Origin of the sequence: Aeromonas sp. 2MA4, assembly GCF_029237305.1 — a bacterium.
GTDB classification, from domain to species: Bacteria; Pseudomonadota; Gammaproteobacteria; order Enterobacterales; family Aeromonadaceae; genus Aeromonas; species Aeromonas salmonicida.
In genome coordinates this window covers 91,661-112,557 of the sequence record NZ_JAACFY010000007.1, presented here as the reverse complement: position 1 = coordinate 112,557, position 20,897 = coordinate 91,661, and the positions used below count along the sequence as shown (strand labels likewise).

The 20,897-nt window shown below is 57.2% G+C and carries 20 protein-coding genes; 18 read left to right on the top strand and 2 right to left on the bottom strand.

The genetic code is table 11. From position 1 onward, the window contains the following. The first annotated feature begins 338 nt into the window (after positions 1–338). Positions 339–1,811, top strand: a complete 1,473-nt coding sequence (locus tag GWQ31_RS09615; RefSeq protein ID WP_275909222.1) for an inorganic phosphate transporter — start codon at positions 339–341, stop codon at positions 1,809–1,811. A gap of 599 nt (positions 1,812–2,410) precedes the next feature. Here the strand turns inward: GWQ31_RS09615 and rne are convergent. After that, the gene (gene rne, locus GWQ31_RS09610) at positions 2,411–5,641 is read right to left on the bottom strand and encodes a ribonuclease E (RefSeq protein ID WP_275909221.1); all 3,231 of its coding nucleotides are present in this window, start codon (positions 5,639–5,641) and stop codon (positions 2,411–2,413) included. A gap of 413 nt (positions 5,642–6,054) precedes the next feature. Between rne and rluC the strand changes: the two genes are divergently transcribed. Both rluC and GWQ31_RS09600 read left to right on the top strand, forming a co-directional pair. Beyond that, positions 6,055–6,999, top strand: a complete 945-nt coding sequence (rluC, locus tag GWQ31_RS09605; RefSeq protein ID WP_005311488.1) for a 23S rRNA pseudouridine(955/2504/2580) synthase RluC — start codon at positions 6,055–6,057, stop codon at positions 6,997–6,999. Then, entirely contained in the window at positions 6,999–7,646 is a 648-nt protein-coding gene (locus tag GWQ31_RS09600; protein WP_155602706.1) for an HAD-IA family hydrolase, read from the top strand. The genes rluC and GWQ31_RS09600 overlap by 1 nt, the downstream gene beginning before the upstream one ends. An 87-nt stretch (positions 7,647–7,733) precedes the next feature. Here GWQ31_RS09600 and GWQ31_RS09595 read toward each other — a convergent pair whose 3' ends face one another. Beyond that, on the bottom strand, positions 7,734–8,315 hold the full coding sequence (locus GWQ31_RS09595) for a nucleoside triphosphate pyrophosphatase (RefSeq protein WP_265462323.1): 582 nt from the start codon (positions 8,313–8,315) through the stop codon (positions 7,734–7,736). 303 nt (positions 8,316–8,618) lie between these two features. Between GWQ31_RS09595 and yceD the strand changes: the two genes are divergently transcribed. From yceD to GWQ31_RS09520, 15 genes are all read left to right on the top strand, one after another. Then, positions 8,619–9,140 carry a 23S rRNA accumulation protein YceD gene (gene yceD, locus GWQ31_RS09590; RefSeq protein WP_005311491.1) on the top strand — a complete coding sequence of 174 codons (522 nt, stop codon included), beginning with the start codon at positions 8,619–8,621 and terminating at the stop codon, positions 9,138–9,140. 19 nt (positions 9,141–9,159) lie between these two features. Continuing rightward, positions 9,160–9,327, top strand: coding sequence for a 50S ribosomal protein L32 (rpmF, locus tag GWQ31_RS09585; protein WP_005311492.1), 168 nt, complete (start codon positions 9,160–9,162; stop codon positions 9,325–9,327). 9 nt (positions 9,328–9,336) lie between these two features. Continuing rightward, a complete protein-coding gene (plsX, locus tag GWQ31_RS09580) occupies positions 9,337–10,356 on the top strand; it encodes a phosphate acyltransferase PlsX (protein WP_011898705.1) in 1,020 nt (339 codons plus the stop codon). Positions 10,357–10,363: 7 nt separating this feature from the next. Further along, complete coding sequence (locus GWQ31_RS09575) at positions 10,364–11,323, top strand: beta-ketoacyl-ACP synthase III (RefSeq protein ID WP_275909220.1); 960 nt, start codon at positions 10,364–10,366, stop codon at positions 11,321–11,323. A 72-nt stretch (positions 11,324–11,395) separates the two neighbouring features. Further along, positions 11,396–12,331 carry an ACP S-malonyltransferase gene (gene fabD / locus GWQ31_RS09570; RefSeq protein WP_034281768.1) on the top strand — a complete coding sequence of 312 codons (936 nt, stop codon included), beginning with the start codon at positions 11,396–11,398 and terminating at the stop codon, positions 12,329–12,331. A gap of 13 nt (positions 12,332–12,344) precedes the next feature. Next, the gene (fabG, locus tag GWQ31_RS09565) at positions 12,345–13,079 is read left to right on the top strand and encodes a 3-oxoacyl-ACP reductase FabG (RefSeq protein WP_219615690.1); all 735 of its coding nucleotides are present in this window, start codon (positions 12,345–12,347) and stop codon (positions 13,077–13,079) included. A gap of 157 nt (positions 13,080–13,236) precedes the next feature. Further along, complete coding sequence (gene acpP, locus GWQ31_RS09560; RefSeq protein ID WP_005300909.1) at positions 13,237–13,473, top strand: acyl carrier protein; 237 nt, start codon at positions 13,237–13,239, stop codon at positions 13,471–13,473. Positions 13,474–13,555: 82 nt separating this feature from the next. After that, positions 13,556–14,797, top strand: a complete 1,242-nt coding sequence (fabF, locus tag GWQ31_RS09555; RefSeq protein ID WP_275909219.1) for a beta-ketoacyl-ACP synthase II — start codon at positions 13,556–13,558, stop codon at positions 14,795–14,797. A gap of 15 nt (positions 14,798–14,812) precedes the next feature. Beyond that, positions 14,813–15,673 carry an aminodeoxychorismate lyase gene (gene pabC, locus GWQ31_RS09550; protein ID WP_125598511.1) on the top strand — a complete coding sequence of 287 codons (861 nt, stop codon included), beginning with the start codon at positions 14,813–14,815 and terminating at the stop codon, positions 15,671–15,673. Further along, positions 15,663–16,664: an endolytic transglycosylase MltG gene (mltG, locus tag GWQ31_RS09545; RefSeq protein ID WP_275909218.1), complete on the top strand. Its 1,002-nt coding sequence runs from the start codon at positions 15,663–15,665 to the stop codon at positions 16,662–16,664. The genes pabC and mltG overlap by 11 nt, the downstream gene beginning before the upstream one ends. Beyond that, positions 16,664–17,305, top strand: coding sequence for a dTMP kinase (gene tmk / locus GWQ31_RS09540; RefSeq protein WP_099993209.1), 642 nt, complete (start codon positions 16,664–16,666; stop codon positions 17,303–17,305). Before mltG ends, tmk begins: the two co-directional genes overlap by 1 nt. Further along, positions 17,290–18,237, top strand: coding sequence for a DNA polymerase III subunit delta' (holB, locus tag GWQ31_RS09535; protein ID WP_265462319.1), 948 nt, complete (start codon positions 17,290–17,292; stop codon positions 18,235–18,237). The genes tmk and holB overlap by 16 nt, the downstream gene beginning before the upstream one ends. A 25-nt stretch (positions 18,238–18,262) precedes the next feature. Continuing rightward, positions 18,263–19,042: a YchF/TatD family DNA exonuclease gene (locus GWQ31_RS09530; RefSeq protein WP_265448902.1), complete on the top strand. Its 780-nt coding sequence runs from the start codon at positions 18,263–18,265 to the stop codon at positions 19,040–19,042. Between the two features lie 288 nt (positions 19,043–19,330). Next, positions 19,331–20,359: a site-specific integrase gene (locus tag GWQ31_RS09525; RefSeq protein ID WP_275909217.1), complete on the top strand. Its 1,029-nt coding sequence runs from the start codon at positions 19,331–19,333 to the stop codon at positions 20,357–20,359. A gap of 168 nt (positions 20,360–20,527) precedes the next feature. Next, positions 20,528–20,800, top strand: a complete 273-nt coding sequence (locus tag GWQ31_RS09520) for a RepB family protein (protein WP_005311516.1) — start codon at positions 20,528–20,530, stop codon at positions 20,798–20,800. Positions 20,801–20,897 lie beyond the last annotated feature (97 nt).

The following is a 20,897-nucleotide window of genomic DNA, read 5'->3' as shown; positions in this document are numbered from 1 at the left end:
AGGGCGCAGGAGACCCAAGTGGTTGGGGCAGGGGAGCGGGCTGATTGCTTGCCCTTATGTCTCCATTCTCAGGTGTCGGTCGGCCGAAAATTGACGCTGGAACCGATAGAAGATCTGCCTTGCGCTGCCTGAATGTGATGAATTGTCCCCGTTTGGGAACTGTTTTTGTCAGCTCAAGTTTGTTTAATTAATCAAAGACAAGCCGCATGGAGACTGGCTGTAAGCTATTTCCCTACTGAATGCCCTTTTTTTTTCTTACTGAAATATTTCAACAACGGGTATGGCACCGCCAGCCTTCTGGCATAATCCGCCGCAACTCATAAACAGGTTCGTTTTGTATGTTTGAAATGTTTAGTGGTTTGGGTTTGTGGTGGTCAATCGGTTTGGTATTGGCCGTTTTTTTTGTGCTTGCCTATGAATTTATCAATGGCTTTCACGATACCGCCAACGCGGTAGCAACGGTTATCTACACCAAAGCGATGCCGGCTCACCTGGCGGTAGTCGCATCCGGGATCTTCAACTTTTTTGGCGTCATGTTCGGCGGTCTGGGCGTAGCCTATGCCATTGTCCATTTGCTGCCGATTGATTTGCTGTTGGGCATGGATTCCAGCCAGGGTTTGATCATGGTGTTCTCCCTGCTGTTTTCAGCCATTGTCTGGAATCTGGGGACCTGGTTCCTGGGCATTCCGGCCTCCAGTTCTCACACACTGATCGGTTCCATTCTGGGGGTAGGCGGTGCCTATGCCTGGCTCAACCATCAGCCGCTGACTCAGGGCATCAACGTCGCCAAAGCCATCGACATCATGCTTTCCCTGATCATCTCGCCGACCGTGGGCTTCATCGTGGCCGCCCTGTTGCTGTTTGCCATGAAGCGAGTCTGGCTGGGTAGCAAGATCCACAAGACTCCGGAAGAGCGGTTGCTGGTGGATGGCAAGAAGCACCCGCCGTTCTGGGCGCGCCTTACCCTGGTAGCCTCTGCCATGGGAGTAAGCTTCGTGCACGGCTCCAACGATGGTCAGAAGGGCATTGGTCTGGTGATGCTGGTGTTGATCTGCATGGCCCCCGCCTATTTTGCACTGGACATGAACAGCCGTTCCTACGAGCTGGATCGCACCCAGGATGCCAACCAGCGCATCATGGAGATCTATCAGCGCAACCACGAGCTGGTGTCGCAGGTCGTGGACTTCAAGGTGCCTGCCCAGGCTCAGGAAGCGCTGATGACCCATTGCTCTGCGGACGCTACGCTGCAAAACATGGCAACCCTGGATGCCCGTCTGGGCGCTGTGCGTACCTATGAAGAGATGGACCTGACCAATCGTCGGGAAGTGCGTCGCCTGCTGCTGTGTATTGACGACACAGCCCGCAAGGTGTCCAAGCTGCCGCTGCCGGCCAAAGAGCTGACTGACCTTGCCAAATGGCGCAAGGATCTGACAGCGACCGCCGAATATGCACCGACCTGGGTCATCGTCTCCATCGCCTTGGCGCTGGGTTGCGGCACCATGGTAGGCTGGCGTCGTATCGTCTACACGGTGGGTGAGAAGATAGGCACCACCGGCATGACATACAGCCAGGGCATTGCCGCCCAGATCACTGCGGCTGCTTCCATCGGTGTTGCCAGTTTGACCGGTATGCCTGTGTCCACCACCCATATCCTCTCTTCTGCGGTAGCGGGGACCATGGTAGCGAACAAATCCGGCCTGCAGAGCCAGACCATCAAGACCATACTGATGGCCTGGGTGCTGACCTTGCCGCTGACCATGTTGCTCTCGGGTGGTCTGTTCCTTATCAGTCACCATCTGTTTGGCGGCTGATAACAGCGAAATCTTGTTGATTGACGAAGGGCCTGCGGGCCCTTTTTTCATTGCTGTGGAGCAGAGTCCGTCTGCTTCGTCTCGAAGCAATACAAAGCGTTGACCAAACAGGATGGGCTTTCTGGTTATATTATGTATGCCATCAAACTAGAAGCGTTGTTCGCCCAATAACACGGCCTATCCGACATGGATATACCTATCCCGGCAACACATGCCAACATGTTCTCCATTACCGCAGATACCCATCCTGGCTAAACAGAGTCTCTGCTTGCTAGTCGCAAGGCAGATACGAGTAGACAAGGGCGAGCAGGGCTCTTGCTCAACAGCGCCTTTGTCAGAGAGAGGGGTGATGACAGGCAAGCATCAATCATAAGCGCGAGGCCAGGCATCATTGCCTAATGAAGCGATGGCTGGAGAGGAAAAAAGGCTTGCTAGCGTTGCTAAAGGAACGGTATCAGCTGAGTGGTGCGAGGCAGGGGAATCTTATATACCGGCAGAGCGGGGGATATTGCAGTACGAACCCCTCACCCCGAATTGAGGATAAAAAAAGAGCCACACACTGTGTGGCTCTTTTTTCTATCAGGCTAGTTAGCCAGCAATCAAGGACGACCAGCCGGGCTGGTTGCCACATTGACGGCAGCAGTACTGCCCGCATGACGGCCAGAGCTTGCCACTTCGCTGCGAACCAGCGGTGCTTGCTCTACCGGCTCACGCTCCGGCTGGGCTGGTGCCACAGCAGGCGTTGCCATAGGGGCTGAAGCCTTGCGAGCGCTGGCCAGCAGACCGGCACCCTTGTTGACCTGCTTGGTCACAGGGGCTGCAACCGCTGCCTTGGCAACAGGCTGTTCAGCCGCAGGCTCAGCGACCGGTTCAACCACAGCAACGTCAGCAGTCACGACCGGCGCAGTTTCGATGACAGCAGGAGTTGCCTCAATGGGCGCAGTTTCGACAACCGGGGCTGCTTCGGTAACAACAGGGGCTGCTTCGGTAACAACAGGGGCCTCAACAGCAGGCGTTGCTGCAACGACCTCAGCAGTCTTGACATCGGCAGGTGCTGCTTCAATGACGGGGGTCACTTCGGCAACGACTGGCGCAGTCACTGCCTCTGCCACAACCTGCTCGGCAGCAACAGGGGCTGCGTCAGCTTCAGCAACGGCGGCAACAGTGTCGGTCACGACAGGTGCTGCGACCAGGGCTACTGCGGCTTCTGCTTGCTCACGTGCTTCTTCGGCAACGGCTTCTGCCACTACGTGCTCGGTCAGAGCGGAAGAGGCTTGCACGGCAGCGGCAATGGCAGCGGCGCTCGGGATGGTGACGACAGGCACAGCCGGCTCTTCCACCTTCACCTGAGCAGCATCCGCCTGGGCGGCTGTGGTCATGGTTGCGGTGTCTGCCTGCTGATCGTCATCATCACGCTGGCTGCGAGCATCTTCGTTGATGCGCTTGCGGCGTTGACCCTCGATACGCTGAGTGCGCGGGGTGCGACGGGAACGACGCTGGCCGTCGGCCTGCTCGTCACTCTGCTCAACGGCATCCGCCACGACAGCAACGGGAGCCTCGGTCGGCACAACAGCAACATCGCTGGCCGGTACGTCGGAACGGATCTGCTTGCGCAGTTGACGACGTTCGCGGCGCTCGGCGACTTTCTGCTCTTTTTCCTGCTGCGGCTCTGTGCTGACAAGGGCAGTTTCAACGGTTTCTACCGCTTCAACGACCACCTCGGCACGGGGCTCGCGCGGTGCACGGGGCTCACGAGCCGGACGCGGGGCGCGCGGTTCACGTTCCTGACGCGGTTCGCGGGGCTCACGTTCCACACGCTGCTCGCTGCGCACTTCAGTGCGAGTTTCACGTTCCTGACGGGGCTCACGCTCTTGACGAGGTTCGCGCTCTTTGCGCGGACGACGGTTGCGGCTTTCGCCACCCTCGCGACTGGCGGCGCCTTCGCGCTTTTCACCCGCTTCAGCTGTGTTGCGGCTGTTGCGGTTGTCGTCACGACGGGGACGCTGACCACGGCCACGGGTGTCATCACGCTGATGACGATGAGCCTCGTCCTTGCGTGCTTCCCGTTGCACTGCCGGTTTCTCGGCTGGTGCCTTGACATCGGAAGGGGCCGCGTCGGAACCGAACAGACCTGAAATGGCCTTCAACAGTTTGCCAAACAGACCCGCTTCCGCTTTGGCGGCAACGGGGGCTGGCGCCGCGATGGGGGCAGCAACTGCAGCCGGCGCAGCAGGTTGAGGTGCCTGGACGAAGCCTTGCAGCAGCGGTTGCTCACGCTCGATCACCTGAGCTTGCTTGGGCTGGTAGACCGGCTTGGCAATTTCGGTTTTCAGCTCGTAGCTGGCCGCTTCCGGGATCTCGTTCTGACGGATGCGGGTCACTTCGTAGTGCGGGGTTTCCAGATGCTGGTTAGGAATGATGTACAGACGTACTTCATTACGCTGTTCCAGACTGGCGATGGAGGCGCGCTTCTCGTTGAGCAGATAGGCGGCAACATCAACCGGCACCTGAGCATGAACCTGCTCTGTGTTGTCCTTCATGGCCTCTTCTTCGATGAGACGCAGGATGGACAAGGCCAGTGATTCGTTGTCACGGATGACCCCCTGGCCCTGGCAACGGGGGCAGATATGACTGCTGGACTCGTTGAGGGAGGGGCGCAGACGCTGACGGGACATTTCCAGCAGACCGAAACGGGAGATACGGCCCAGCTGGATGCGGGCGCGGTCCTGATGTACCGCTTCACGCAGACGGTTTTCCACTTCGCGCTGATGGCGAACCGGCGTCATGTCGATGAAGTCGATGACGATCAGGCCACCCAGGTCGCGCAGACGCAATTGACGGGCAATTTCATCGGCCGCCTCCAGGTTGGTTTGCAGCGCCGTCTCTTCGATATCGCCGCCCTTGGTGGCGCGGGAGGAGTTGATATCGATGGAGGTCAGTGCTTCGGTCGGATCGATGACTATGCTGCCGCCGGAGGGCAGGCGCACTTCGCGCTGGAAGGCCGACTCGATTTGGCTCTCAATCTGGAAGTGGTTGAACAGGGCAACTTCACCCTTGTACAGCTTCACGCGGTTGAGGAAATCGGGACGAACCAGCTCGATGTGAGCACGGGCACGTTCAAAGATGACAGGGTCGTCGATCAGGATCTCGCCGACATCGCGACGCAGGTAGTCACGAATGGCGCGTACTATCACGTTGCTTTCCTGGTGGATAAGCACGGGAGCAGTTCGGTCCTGTGACGCCTTGTGGATGGAGTCCCAGTGGTTGAGCAGAACGTTGAGATCCCATTCCAGCTCTTCCGGGGATTTGCCCACACCGGCGGTACGCACGATGAGGCCCATGCCGTCCGGTACTGTCAGTCCGCTCAGGGCTTCTTTCAGTTCTGTCCGTTCATCGCCCTCAATGCGGCGGGAGATGCCGCCTGCACGGGGGTTGTTCGGCATCAGCACCAGGTAGCTACCGGCCAGACTGATAAAGGTGGTGAGGGCTGCACCCTTGGTGCCACGCTCTTCTTTATCGATCTGGACGATCACTTCCTGGCCTTCGCGGACCACTTCTTTGATGTTGGGACGACCCTGATAGGAATAACCGGAGGGGAAGTAATTGCGGGCGATTTCCTTTAACGGCAGGAAACCGTGGCGTTCAGCGCCGTAGTCGACAAAAGCAGCTTCGAGACTGGGTTCTACGCGGGTGATCTTACCCTTGTAGATGTTCGCTTTTTTCTGCTCATGGCCCGGACTTTCAATATCCAAATCGTAGAGCTGTTGTCCGTCAACCAGCGCTACGCGCAACTCCTCTTCCTGAGTCGCGTTGATTAGCATTCTTTTCATTGAGTTCTCGTTATTTTGTCATTTTGATTTCCTCCACAGGATCCTGCCGGCGCCGGCCTCGGGTCTTCAGCATACTTGGGCAACCTCCCGGTTGGGGTATGCATGAGGCGCAAACTAAGGGCGCTCTGGTTCGGCCTTCTCGAGAAGGCATGAATTAAGGATGCCGATGTGGAGACAAATAATCGGTTCTGCTTGTGTTCTCCATGCGTTGTACCTCGCACCCGGGAACCGTCATGTTCTTGTATACACGGTGTTTTGGGATTGGGTGGCATAAATATTGGCCACTTAGTACAAGGCTTGAACACAATGACAAAACCTTGTTTATTATCCCATTTAAACCACTTTTATAGCAAGGCGCCATTTTTCAACAAAGCATGCAGCCAAGGGGCGCCGGCAGTGTTAAAATCCGCGCCATGACACAGATACAACAACAAGTGCAGCTGCTCACCATCGAAGCTGAGCATGAAGGGCAGCGCATCGACAATTTTCTCAAGACTCAGCTAAAGGGCGTCCCCAAGAGCCTGATTTATCGCATCCTTCGAAAAGGGGAAGTGCGCGTCAATAAAAAGCGCATCAAACCGGAATACAAACTCTGCCCGGGCGACGAGGTGCGGGTTCCCCCCGTGCGGGTTGCCGAGAAAAACGAACTGCCCTCTGCCAACCTTGGCAGCATCCAGCGTCTGGAGAGCCAGATCCTGTTTGAAGACGACGCCATGATAGTGCTCAACAAACCGTCCGGCATGGCCGTGCACGGCGGCAGCGGTCTGAGCTTTGGCGTCATAGAGGGACTGCGAGCCCTGCGCCCGGACGCCCGCTTCCTGGAGCTGGTGCATCGGCTGGATCGTGACACCTCTGGCGTACTGCTGGTTGCCAAGAAGCGCAGTGCGCTGCGCAGCCTCCATGAGCAGCTGCGGGTCAAAACCATGCGCAAGCAGTATCTGGCATTGGTGCGCGGTCAGTGGCAGCCCCACGTCAAGGTGGTCAATGCGCCACTGCGCAAGAATGATCTGCAATCCGGTGAACGGGTGGTGCGGGTCAGCAGTGATGGCAAGCCATCCGAAACCCGTTTCCGCATCGCCCGTCAATTTGCCGAGGCGACCCTGGTCGAGTGCAGCCCGATCACAGGGCGTACCCATCAGATCCGGGTCCATACCCAGCATGCAGGTCATCCCATTGCCTGTGATGACAAGTATGGGGAAGCCGCCTTTGACGAGAAAATGCGCAGCCAAGGGCTGAAACGGCTATTTTTGCACGCCTGGAAGCTGACATTCACTCATCCGGTTGATGGCCGCGAGGTGCTGATCGAGGCACCGCTCGCGCCTGAGCTCGACAATTTCCTCAACAAGTTGGCACGCTGATGAAGGCTATCCGACTCGCCATTTTCGACTGGGACGGTACCCTGATGGACTCGGTGGGGCGGATTGTTGCCTGCGTCGCGGGCGCGGCGCGCGATTGCGGCGAGCCGGTGCCCACTGCGGTGCAGACACATCAGATAATAGGGCTCAGCCTGGAGGTCGGCATTCCGCTGCTGTTTGACCTGGCGCCGGGCGGCGAGCGGGTCAACGCCCTGATCGCCCGCTATCGTCACCATTATGTGCATGATGGCACGCCCAGCCCACTTTTTGTCGGGGCGAGTGCGCTGCTGCACCACTGGCACGGGCAGGGGATTGCGCTGGCGGTGGCCACCGGCAAGTCTCGCCGCGGCCTGGATCGGGTGCTGGATGATACTGGCCTGCGACCGCTGTTTGCTGCCACCCGTGGCGCGGACGAGGCCAACTCCAAACCCGATCCTCTGATGTTGACGCAAATTCTGGATGAGCTGGGCTTTGCTCCCCATCAGGCAGTGATGATCGGTGACTCCATCCACGACATGGCGATGGCAGAAGCGCTCGCCATGCCGCGGATCGGCGTAAGCTGGGGTGTGCACGACAAGAAGCGCTTGCAGACACATGATCCGCTTGCGGTCGTCGATACCATGGACGAGTTGAAGCTGCTGCTGGGTTAGTCTTGCCATATGCCAGTTGAATAAATGACGAAACGGGAGCCTGGGCTCCCGTTGTTCGTTTAGCTCGTCGTGGATAGGCCATTCCCGTCAGGGCAGGGCGAGGCCGTGGCGTTCCAGCAGCTCGATCAGACCGATCAGGGGCAGGCCGATCAGGGCGTTGGGATCGCGCCCCTCCAGCCCCTTGAACAGCACTATCCCCATACCTTCACATTTGAAACTGCCCGCGCAATCAAGGGGCATCTCCGCTGCCACGTAGCGGCGAATGGCGGTCTCATCCAGAGTGCGGAAGTGCACAGTGAAGGGCTCCACCAGCTGTTCTGCCTTGCCGCTGGCGGCATCCAGTACGCACAGGCCGGTATAAAAGGTGATGCTGCGGCCCCGTGCGGCCATCAGTTGTGCCACAGCCTTCTCCACAGTGCCCGGCTTGCCCAGGATCTGACCGTCGCAGACACACACCTGATCGGACCCTATGATCAATCCCTGATCACGCTGGTTGGCAATGGCATTAGCCTTGGCATAGGCCAGCCGCGCCACCAGCGTCTCGGCAGATTCGCCGGGCAGGGGAGATTCATCCACCTCGGGCGCTGCACATGCAAAGGGAAGGCCGAGTTTTTCCAACAGGGTTTTGCGATAGCGGGACGTGGAGGCGAGGATAAGCTGTGTTGGCATTGTGTTGTGATGTCCTGATTCGATGCAGTCAGATGCCGATGGTATCGTCACGCCGTGAGCTGGGCAAATCTCCGATAAGGTTTCCATGCTGGACCAGCAATGATGTGGATGGCACTTGGGTTGTCATTCTGGGTGAGCAGTAAATCCGGACAGGATCCTGTGTAGGATCCTGCTGTTTATGGCATAATCAGCCACCGATGAGAACAAGTCCCGGCATCTCAGGGACTTGTATGGTTAAAATCATCGGCGGTAAGGACTTTTTCCTTTGACTATCAGTTGTTGGACCTATAATATTCGCGCCCTATGCAAAAGGTGAAGTTGCCCGTTAAGGTTGATCCAGTCCGTAATGCCTTGAAGCTGCTCGACTATGTCGGGATAGTGGAAAAGTCGCAGATGCCCAGGCTGGAGGAATCAACTGCAGGCTTGCAGAGTGATGTTGATGTATCACTGCACTTTGGCAAAGATGTCCAGAAGTTGACCGTTATGAAAGGCACTGCCCATGCCAAGGTTGACCTGGTTTGCCAGCGTTGTGGAGAGACATTCGAGCACCTTTGTGAAGCTGATTTTATCTACACTCCGCTGTTTGAAAAAACAAACGAGGAAGAACTGCCGGAAGCTTATGAGCCCATTGAGTTGGACGAAAACGGCGAGATAGATCTTCATCAAGTTCTGGAGGATGAACTCATCCTCTCGTTGCCTCAGGTGGCAATGCATCCAATGGATGCGTGCCCTCGCGGTAACATGGACATGACTTGGGGTGATATCGAACCTGCTGATGAGCGGCCGAATCCCTTTGCAGTTCTTGAAGAGCTTAAACGTAAGTGAATCTAGGAGTTAGCCTACAATGGCCGTACAACAGAACCGTAAAACCCGTGCCAAGCGTGGCATGCGTCGTTCACACGATGCGCTGACCAGTGCAGCTCTGACTGTTGATCAGACCAGTGGTGAAATTCATCGTCGTCACCATGTGACTGCCGATGGTTTCTACCGCGGTAAAAAGGTAATCGCTTAAGGATTGCCTTTGTCTACGCAAACTGTCGCGCTAGACATAATGGGGGGAGATATTGGCCCCTCGGAAACAGTGCCTGCCGTTGTGCAGGCACTGTCTCTTTTGCCCCAGCTAAAACTCATTCTGGTTGGTGATCAACACCAGACCACTGCCTTATTGCAGCAACATGGCTTGCTGACTCATCCTCGCGTTCGTTTCGTACATGCATCCCAGGTGGTTGGCATGGGCGACAAGCCGATCGTGGCGCTGAGAACTCTGAAAGACTCCTCCATGCGGGTTGTGCTCAATCTGGTGAAAGCCGGTGAGGCCGATGCCTGCGTCAGTGCCGGTAATACCGGTGCCCTGATGGCCATGGCCAAGTGTGTGCTCAAATCCTTGCCCGGTGTCGACAGACCTGCGCTCATCAAGGCGCTGCCGACCTTGAGCGGCAAGCGTACCGTGATGCTGGATCTGGGGGCCAATGTCAGTTGCGATGCCGACACCCTGTTGCAGTTCGCTGTGATGGGGTCGGTGGTGGCCGAAAAGGTTGAAGGCATTGCGTCGCCCCGGGTTGCCTTGCTCAACGTGGGGGAGGAGGAGATAAAGGGCAATGACCTGGTGCGTCACAGCGCAGAGTTGCTCCGTCAGTGCAGCGCACTCAATTTCGTTGGCTTTGTCGAGGGGGATCGCATCTTCAGCGGCGAGTGTGATGTTATTGTCTGCGATGGTTTTGTTGGCAATGTCGCCCTCAAAACGGCGGAAGGGGTAGTGCGGATGATGGCCCAGCTGGCCGGATATCCCCGCAAAAAACGCAGTTTTCTTGGCCGACTCGCCGGATTTATGTTCAAACGACGTTTTTCTTACCTGAACCCCGACCAGTATAACGGTGCAAGTCTGTTAGGATTGCGCGGCATTGTGGTAAAAAGCCATGGGCGAGCCGAACGGCACGCTCTGTGTAATGCGATCCTGCTGGCCGCACAAGAGGCCAAGCATCAACTTCCATTGCAAATAGCAGATCGCCTTGAATCTGTCTTTTCCGACAGGGATCTATAAGAACTCTATGCATAGCAAAATTCTGGGTACTGGCAGTTATCTGCCGAGTTCAGTGCGTACCAACGCCGATCTCGAGCAAATGGTTGAAACCAGTGATGAGTGGATCGTGGAACGTACCGGGATCCGTGAACGCCGTATTGCCGGTGCCGACGAAACTGTCGCCACCCTGTCTCACCAGGCCGCCCTGCGCGCCCTGGAAGCCGCGGGTCTGACCGCTGTCGATCTCGACATGATAGTGCTGGCGACCACCAGCGCCGAAAACGCCTTCCCGGCTGCCGCCTGCGAGCTGCAGGGATTACTCGGTGTGCCAGGCATTCCTGCATTTGACGTGGCCGCCGCCTGCGCCGGTTTCACCTATGCGCTCTCCATTGCCGATCAGTTCGTCAAATCCGGGGCCGCCCGCCATGTGCTGGTTGTTGGCGCCGATGTGCTGTCCCGCATGTGTGACCCGCAAGATCGCGGCACCATCATACTGTTTGGTGACGGGGCAGGGGCTGTGATTGTTGGCGCGAGCGAGATGCCTGGGATCCTGTCAACGCACCTTCATGCCGATGGCCGTTATGGCGATCTGCTCAAGCTGCCACACCCTCGTCGCGGCATGCCGGGCGCCGAGCTCGAAGCCTACATGTATATGAAGGGCAACGATGTGTTCAAGGTCGCGGTGACGCGGTTGAGCGAGATCGTGACCGAGACGCTGGCAGCCGCTGGCATAGCGCCGAGCGAACTCGACTGGCTGGTACCGCACCAGGCCAACTTCCGCATCATCAGCGCGACCGCCAAGAAGCTCGGCATGAGCCTCGATAAAGTGGTGCTGACCCTCGACAAACACGGCAACACTTCTGCAGCCTCCGTGCCCATTGCCTTTGATGAAGGGGTGCGTGACGGCCGGATCAAACCGGGCCAGTTGGTACTGCTGGAGGCCTTCGGCGGTGGTTTCGCTTGGGGTTCGGCACTGATCCGCCTCTGATCTTCAGCGGGATGGCGCCAAGGCATCATCCCGTGACCGATTTCGTTTTGTCTTACCTTAAAGGAATCAATGATGACCCAATTTGCCATTGCCTTCCCGGGACAAGGCTCCCAAGCCGTTGGCATGCTGGCCGAGCTGGCCGAGCAACACGCCGTGATCAAGGAAACCTTCGCCGAAGCGAGCCAGGTGCTGGGTTATGACCTGTTTGCCCTGGTCATGGATGGTCCGGTTGAAGATCTGAACAAAACCTGGCGTACCCAGCCAGCGTTGCTGACGGCCTCCGTCGCACTGTGGCGTCTGTGGCAACAGCAGGGTGGGGCCACCCCCGCCATGATGGCCGGCCACAGTCTGGGTGAGTACTCTGCACTGGTGTGCAGTGGCGCGCTGGATTTCGCGGATGCGGTCAAACTGGTTGAACTGCGTGGTTTGGCCATGCAGGAAGCCGTACCGGAAGGGACCGGTGCCATGGCGGCCATCATAGGTCTGGATAACGAAGCCATCGCCGCCAACTGCGAAAAAGCGGCGCAAGGTCAGGTGGTCTCTCCGGTCAACTTCAACTCCCCGGGCCAGGTGGTGATCGCCGGTCACAAGGAAGCGGTTGAGCGCGCAAACGTACTGATGAAAGAGTCTGGCGCCAAGCGGGCATTGCCGCTGCCGGTCTCGGTGCCATCCCACTGTGCACTGATGAAACCTGCCGCAGAAAAACTGGCGGCTGCGCTGGACGGGATCGAGATCAAGGTTCCAACCATCGCAGTCATCAATAATGTCGACGTATCCTGCGAACAGGATCCGGCCGCCATCAAGCAAGCGCTGGTGCGTCAGCTATTCAGTCCGGTCCGTTGGACCGAGACGGTGGAGCGGATGGCCAATGAAGGTGTCACCCTCGAGATCGAGATGGGGCCGGGCAAGGTATTGACCGGGCTGGCCAAGCGCATCGACAAGCGCGTGGAAGGTATCCATGCCAACGATGTAGCCTCTTTCGAGCTGGCGCTGGCCCAGTCCAAGTAAACAGGAGCAGATAATGAGTTTTACCGATAAGGTTGTGTTGGTGACCGGTGCCAGTCGTGGTATCGGCCGTGCGATTGCCGAGACATTTGCGGCCCGTGGCGCAAAAGTCGTCGGCACTGCGACAAGCGACAGCGGCGCAGAGGCTATCAGCGCCTATCTGGGTGAGCAGGGTTGTGGCATGGCACTGAACGTGACCAGTCCTGAATCCATCGAGACTGTTTTCGCGGCCATCAAGGCGCGTTTCGGCGACATCGATATCCTGATCAACAATGCCGGCATCACCCGCGACAACCTGTTGATGCGTATGAAAGATGACGAGTGGAATGAAATCATCGACACCAACCTGACTTCCCTCTATCGTCTGAGCAAACCAGTATTGCGCGCCATGATGAAGAAGCGTCATGGCCGGATTATCAGCATCGGCTCCGTGGTTGGAACCATGGGCAATGCAGGCCAGGTCAACTATGCAGCCGCCAAGGCGGGTCTGGTTGGCTTTACCAAATCGTTGGCTCGGGAAGTGGCATCCCGTGGTATTACAGTGAATGCGGTTGCGCCCGGTTTTATCGAGACCGACATGACCCGGGCACTGAATGACGAACAACGTGCCGGCATCATGAATCAGGTGCCAGCAGCCCGTTTGGGTGATCCAAAAGAAATTGCCGCAGCTGTGGTATTCTTGGCGTCGGATGATGCCGCCTATATCACTGGCGAAACCCTGCATGTTAACGGCGGGATGTACATGGTGTAATCAATTTGTCGTGAGATCTGTTCAAATTTGCGATAGTACGCCGAAGTTTGGCGAATTTCGTGGTTTGACCAGAGGCAAGCTACTTGCAAACTGACGTTAATTGAATAAACTACCCCAACCAGACGCAATAGCGTATTTTTAAAGGAAAATTCAGGTCATGAGCAACATCGAAGAACGCGTAAAGAAAATCATCATCGAACAACTGGGTGTTAAAGAGGAAGACGTCAAGAACGCTGCCTCCTTCGTCGACGACCTGGGCGCTGACTCTTTGGATACCGTTGAACTGGTAATGGCGCTGGAAGAAGAATTCGATACCGAAATTCCTGATGAAGAAGCCGAAAAGATCACTACTGTTCAAGCGGCTATCGATTACATCACCGCTAATCAGGAATAAGTTCCTGTTCTGAAAGAAGCGGCCCAAGGGCCGCTTCTTTTATGTTTACTCCCTTTCAAAATACCTCTCGGAGACTACCTCAGTGTCAAAACGCAGAGTCGTGGTGACCGGCTTGGGGATGCTTTCCCCGGTGGGCAACACTGCCGAATCCAGCTGGCAAGCCCTGCTCAACGGGCAGAGCGGCATTTCTCCTATCGAACATTTTGATGCCAGTGAGTTTGCGACCCGTTTCGCAGGCCAGGTCAAAGAGTTTGATCCCGAACAGTACGGTATCAACCGCAAAGAAGCCCGCAAGATGGATCTCTTTATCCAGTACGGCGTGGCGGCGGGGATCCAGGCGCTCGATGATGCGGGTCTGGTTGTCAATGAAGACAATGCAGAGCGGGTCGGTGTGGCCATAGGTTCCGGTATCGGCGGTCTGGGTCTTATCGAACAGAACCATACCGGCCTGATCAACGGTGGCCCGCGCAAGCTAAGTCCTTTCTTCGTGCCGTCCACCATCATCAATATGGTGTCCGGTCATCTCTCCATCATGAAGGGACTGCAAGGCCCCAACATAGCGGTGACTACTGCTTGTACCACAGGCACCCATGCCATCGGCATGGCTGGCCGCATGATCGCCTACGGTGATGCGGACGTGATGGTAGCCGGCGGTACCGAAAAGGCTTCTACCCCCATGGGAATGGGCGGTTTTGCGGCGGCCAAGGCACTCTCTACCCGCAACGACGAGCCCCAGAAGGCGAGTCGCCCGTGGGACAAGGATCGCGACGGTTTTGTGCTGGGTGATGGCGCCGGTGTACTGGTACTGGAAGAGTATGAACACGCCAAGGCCCGTGGCGCCAAGATCTATGCCGAGCTGGTTGGCTTTGGCATGAGTGGCGATGCTTATCATATGACGGCACCTCCCTCTGACGGCAGCGGTGGCGCGCGCGCCATGAAAAATGCCATCAAGGATGCCGGTATCGCTCCCGAGCAGATCGGCTACATCAATGCCCACGGCACCTCTACCCCCTTGGGTGATGTGGCCGAGCTGCGCGGCATGAAGCAGGTGTTTGGCGAGCATGCCAGCGCCCTGATGATCAGCTCCACCAAGTCCATGACCGGCCATCTGCTGGGGGCGGCGGGTGCTATCGAAGCCATCATCACAGTGCTGGCGCTGCGTGATCAGGTGGCACCACCCACCATCAATCTGGACAATCCGGATGAAGAGTGCGATCTGGATCTGGTGCCCCACGTAGCCAAACCTGGTCACTTTGAGTATGCCTTGTCCAACTCGTTCGGTTTTGGCGGCACCAATGGCTCACTGATCTTCAAACGCGTATAATTCGCCCCAGGGCGGATGACACGGGCCCGATACTGCCGGTATCGGGCCTTTTTTATCGGAGGGATCCTTTTGCTTATCAATGGAATGCAGACAGATGCTGTGTCCGCCAGGGATCGTGGGCTGGCCTATGGGGATGGTCATTTCACCACCATGCTGGTCAGAAACGGTCAGGTTGTCTGGTGGTCTGCCCATCTGGCACGGCTGCAGCAGGCCAGCGCCAGACTCGGATTTGCCGGAATGGACTGGTCAACCTTGACCCGAGAGGTGGCGCAATTGGCTGCTGGCCAGACGCAGGCTGTCGCCAAGGTGATGCTGACCCGGGGAACTGGCGGGCGCGGTTATGACGGCAGTGCCTGCGAAGCGCCAACCCGTATTGTCTCCCTTGCCGATTACCCGAGCCATTATCAGGGTTGGCAGCAAAACGGCATTCCCCTGCTGGTTTGCCAGCAACGGCTCGGTGATGCCCCCATGCTGGCGGGACTCAAGACCCTGAACCGGCTGGAACAGGTCTTGCTGAAAAGCGAACTTGCGGCGCGTTCGGGAGTCGAAGGTATAGTCTTGAACAGTCGGGGATTTCTGGTAGAAGGTGTCAGTGCCAATCTGTTTTGGCGCCGTGGCAAGACGGTGTTTACACCGGATCTTTCCCACTGCGGTATTGATGGCATCATGCGGCGCCATGTGATGGCGATGCTAAAACAGATGAGTATTGAACTGCGTGTCGTGGAGGCTCCGCTGGAGTCACTGTGGCAGGCCGAAGAGGTATGGCTGACCAATACCCTGATGGGCATAGTGCCGGTGACCGGCATTGGGGATACTCAGTATCCGAGCCCGGTATTGATCCGCCGTTTACAGGAGCGTTTGGTCATTGAAGTTTAATCGACTTTACACCTTGCTCGCGGGCGCGGCGCTGACAGTTGCCGTGGCCGGGGGCTATGTATATCACAAGTGGCAGCAGGTGGAGACGCTCACCAACAAGGGGCCGACACGCCTCTTTACCGTTGAGAAAGGGGCCCATGCTGCGCGCCTGATCGCCGAGCTGGGGGAGGGGGAAACCAGTCCCTGGGCCGTGCGGCTTTGGCTGCGTGGTCACCCCGAGCTGGTTGCCATCAAATCCGGTACCTACGAGATCAAGGAAGGGGCACCACTTAAAGAGACCCTCTCTCTGTTTGCATCGGGCAAGGAGTTTCACTTCAGCCTCACCTTCGTCGAGGGCTCCCGCTTTGAGGACTGGCTGAAGCAGCTCTCCGGCGCGCCCTATCTGGAGCGGCTGACCGTGGAGCAATCTGAAGCCGACCTGGCCCACGAGCTTGGCATCGACAATGGCAAGCTGGAGGGCTGGTTCCTGCCGGAGACCTACGCCTATACCACCCATGCCAGCGACATCTCCATACTGCGTCGCGCTTATCAGGACATGAAAGTCTTCCTGCAACAGAGCTGGGACAAGCGCCAGGCCAATCTGCCCTACAAGACCCCTTATGAAGCGCTGATCATGGCTTCCATCATCGAAAAGGAGACGGGCCAGCCGGACGAGCGGGCGCAGATCGCCTCCGTGTTCGTCAACCGCCTGCGTCTTGGCATGAAGCTGCAGACAGATCCTACCGTCATCTACGGGGTCAAGGATCGTTACGATGGCAATATCCGCCGCAGCGATCTGACGGACGTGAATCCGTACAACACCTATGTGATCGATGGCCTGCCGCCTACGCCCATCGCCATGCCCGGCAAGGCTTCCATCGAAGCGGCCCTCAACCCCAAGTCGACCGACTATCTCTATTTCGTCGCCAAAGGGGGCGGTGCCCACTATTTCTCCAAGACCCTCGATGAACACAATCGGGCGGTTCGCGAATACATATTGAAGAAACCCTAATGTCTAAATTTATCGTGATTGAAGGACTGGAAGGGGCAGGGAAGAGCTCCGCGGTACGTTATGTTACCGATTATCTGCAACGCCACGGCATCGACCAGATCGAATGCACCCGTGAGCCCGGGGGAACCCCGCTGGCCGAGCGGATGCGCGCCATCGTCAAGGAGGTGCACGACGAGCGCCTTACCATCGAAGCCGAGCTGTTGCTGATGTATGCCTCCCGGGTGCAGCTGGTCGAGACCCGGATCAAGCCGGCTCTGGCTGAGGGTCGCTGGGTGGTGGGGGATCGCCACGATCTCTCCTCCCAGGCCTATCAGGGCGGCGGGCGTGGCATCGATGCGGCGCTCATCGGCGCCATCAAGCAGGCGGTGCTCGGTGACTTCAAACCGGATCTCACCCTCTATCTCGATATCGATCCCGCCCTTGGTTTGCAGCGAGCCCGTCATCGTGGCGAGCTGGACAGGATCGAACTGGAGCAGCTCAGCTTCTTCGAGCGCACTCGCAGCCGTTATCTCGAACTGGCCGCCAAGGATGATTCCATCCGGGTGATCGATGCCGGACAAACTCCGGATCAGGTCAAAACGGCCATCGAGGCCGCACTGGACCACTACTTGTCGAACGAGCACGTATGTATCCCTGGCTGATCCCGGACTGGCATGCCCTGAGTCAGACGGCCCAGGCCGGTCGGCTGGGCCATGCTTGGCTGCTGCTCGGCGATCCGGGCCTTGGCAAGGAACAGCTTGCAGAACGATTGGCGCGCTTGCACCTCTGCCAGCAGCCGGATCGCGGAGAGCCCTGTGGCCAGTGCCACTCGTGCCAGCTGTTTGACAAGGGACATCACCCGGATCTTGGTACCGTTACAATCGACAGCAAGACCATAGGGGTCGAAGCTATTCGCGAGATCTGCGCTCGCTTGCAGAACTCGGCCCAGCTTGGTCGGGGCAAGGTGGTGATCATCCCGGATGCGGAGCGCATGACGGAGTCCGCTGCCAACGCCTTGCTGAAGACATTGGAAGAGCCGGCCGGCGATAGTCTCTTGCTGCTGATTGCCTCCCAGGTTTCCCGTCTGTTGCCCACTATCCTGAGCCGCTGTCACAAGCACGTCTGCCAGTTGCCGACTGAAGGGGAGACGGTACGCTGGCTGGCCGAACAGGGTCACCAGGCCACATTGGCTCAGGTGCGGATCTGCCAGGGGGCTCCACTGCGGGTGCTGCGTTACATCGAAGAGCAGCAGGATGGCAAACGCCGGGAGTTGCTGGAGAGTTTCGTCTCCCTGTCACTGACCCCGACTCGGGCCACCCATGTCTGCAGCCAGCTGGCGGATGAAACTCAGGTCAGGCTGCACTGGTTGCAGCTGTTTTTGTGCGATGCACTCAAGACTCAGGCCGGCTGTGGTCATCATCAGCTGGCGATGCCGGATCTGGCGGCCCTCAGCCAGCAGTTGGCCGAGGGCAACTCCAGCGAAAAGTTGCTGGAGGCGGAGCAGCAGCTCGTGGCGCTCAAGGCCGCCTGCCAACCTGGCAAGCTCTCCAATTCCACCATTCATCTGATGAACTGGCTCAGCCGCTGGTTATAAATCTGACAAGACGCAAAGGTTCTTTATGTTACTCGTTGATTCCCATTGCCACCTCGATCGCCTCAGCTATGGCAGCAAGCAGACCGACATGGCCGACGTGCTGGCCAAGGCTGCGCAGCAGGACGTGGGATACTTTCTTTGTGTGAGCGTGACTCAGGCACAGTTCCCGACCATGTTGGCGGCGATCGCCCCTTATCCCCAGGTGTTTGCTTCCTGTGGCGTGCATCCGCTCAATCAGGAACCCGGTGTCGATGCCGAGCTGTTGCTGGCGCAGGCCAGCGATGAAAGAGTGGTAGCCATCGGCGAGACTGGTCTCGACTACTTCTACTCGCCGGAAAACAAGGAGGTGCAGCAAGCCTCCTTCCGCGAACACATCCGGGTCGCTCGTGCCTTGAACAAGCCGCTGATCATTCACACCCGTGATGCCCAGCAAGATACCCTGCAGATCATGCGTGAAGAGGGGGCCGACCAGGTGGGCGGTGTGTTGCACTGTTTCACCGAATCCCTGGAGATGGCCCAGGCCGCGATGGAGATGGGTTTTTATATTTCCATTTCCGGCATAGCGACCTTCAAGAATGCATCCGCGCTGCAAGCTGTGGTCAAGGTGTTGCCGCTTGAACGCTTGCTGGTTGAAACAGACTCTCCTTATCTCGCCCCTGTGCCTCATAGGGGGAGAGAGAACGAACCTGCCTTTGTGCGAGATGTTGCCCAGTTTATTGCCGACCTTCGTCAGATGCCGCTGAGCGAGTTGGCAGAGGTGACCAGCCGAAACTTCTTTGAACTGTTCAAGTTGGCAAAAAAATAGATGACTAGGCCCCGGATAAAGGGGCCTCTTTATTTCAAATCATCCGCATACTTTCCCTCGTTATCACTGCCTATCCCACTTGTTATCTCTCACTTCTCATTGAATGTCAGCGCGATGAAGTCGTTGAATACCTGTTCATTACAGATGATGTTGCTGCAGGTGAACATCGAGGTTCAGGGGTTTTAATTAGCGGTTCTATAAGTATCGATAATATTCATTATCGATACTTGATGTATATGAAGGATCCTGTAAGATCCTCCCAAACTCCGCATTGAATCATAGACTTACGTGGCTTACCCAACCGTTTCACCCCCTGTTTATCAGTCATTGCAGACTGTGTTCGATCCTCAGCTCAATAGTCGGGCGAGACGCTTCTTGCGCAGTGCCAAAGCGGATTCCACCCTCAATGCCTATCAGGCTGATACCCGTATTTTCGTATTCTGGTGCCAGCTCCACGGGCTTGACCCGCTGCAAACCACTCATCACGACATCATGAATTTTCTGGCGGATCAGGCCGATGGCATATTGGCGGACTGGGTGTGGCTGGATAAAGAGGAAGGGGAAGGGGAACTGCGCAACGGTGAACCACGTAAACCTGCGACCTTGGTCAGGCGACTGGCCGGGATCCGCTACGCCTTCAAGCAGAAGGGTATTCATCCCATGCCGACCGAGCATGCCGAAATCAAGGAGATGATGCGTGGCATAGTGCGTCTTGGTGATAACCGCAAGCGCAAGACGGGGGCGCTGACCCTGCAACCGCTGGGCAGGGTACTCGATGAAATCGACACCTCCAACCTGGCCGGTTTACGGGATCACACCCTGCTGTTGTTGATGTTCAGTGGTGCCTTGCGCCGCTCGGAGGCGGCTAGAATCGAGGTCAGCGATCTCGATTTTGTGGGGCAGGGGATCCGGCTTCGCCTCAAGCCGAGCAAACATCAGCTCCATGAAACCGAGATAGCGCTCATTCCTGGCAAGCAGTATTGCCCCGTCTCGGCGCTGCACACCTGGCTTAAAAAAAGCCGGATCGGTGAAGGTGCGCTGTTTCGTCGCATGAACCGCTGGGGTCAGCTTATGTCGGAACCCCTCGGCCCCCAGGGAATAAACCTGATGATCAAGCGGCGTACCGGCCAAGCCATCGATGATCTCTATGTCAGTGGCCACAGCCTGCGACGGGGATTTATCACCTCGGCCGTCACCGCCGGCAAACCCATGAACAAGATCATAGAGGTGACTCGCCACAAGGACATGCGTACCCTGCAGGAGTATTTCGACGATGCCCACAAGTTTTCCGATCACGCCCTGGATGGCTTGTTGTGACACTCCGCGTCACTGCATTTTTTATGTTAAATTGCATCTTGTTGATCTAATGATATATTTATCGCACTTTGCAAAGTGCCTGATGGGAGGGGAAAGCCTTCTTGTTCAGGCAACAATGCGCCACAGGTTAGAGATAACAAACGTTAAAGCAGAACATTGCAAGGTCATATGAGCCAGGAAATAAACGTGAATGAGCCCCAAGCGGCTGCCCCACACAACAATGCCGAACGACAGCGCCAGCATGTGAAACGCAAGCAGGAAACCCATAGCCGGTTGCAGTGCTGGATAAGCAATCGCCACGCCGAGCGGTTACAGGAATTGGGGATGCACCTTGAAGACAGTCAGGCTTCGCTCATCGAGCAGGCGATCGATCTGCTCTATCAGCATGAGTTGTCATCCCAACCCCAGGTTGAGAAAGAGATGGCGGATGTGCTTGAGTGAAAGGCAGAAAACAGAACGTCCGGACATAAAAAAAGCCAGGTACGAATTCCTTGTACCTGGCATAGGGGAATTGGCTCTTTGCAGAGCCGTGCGCTAA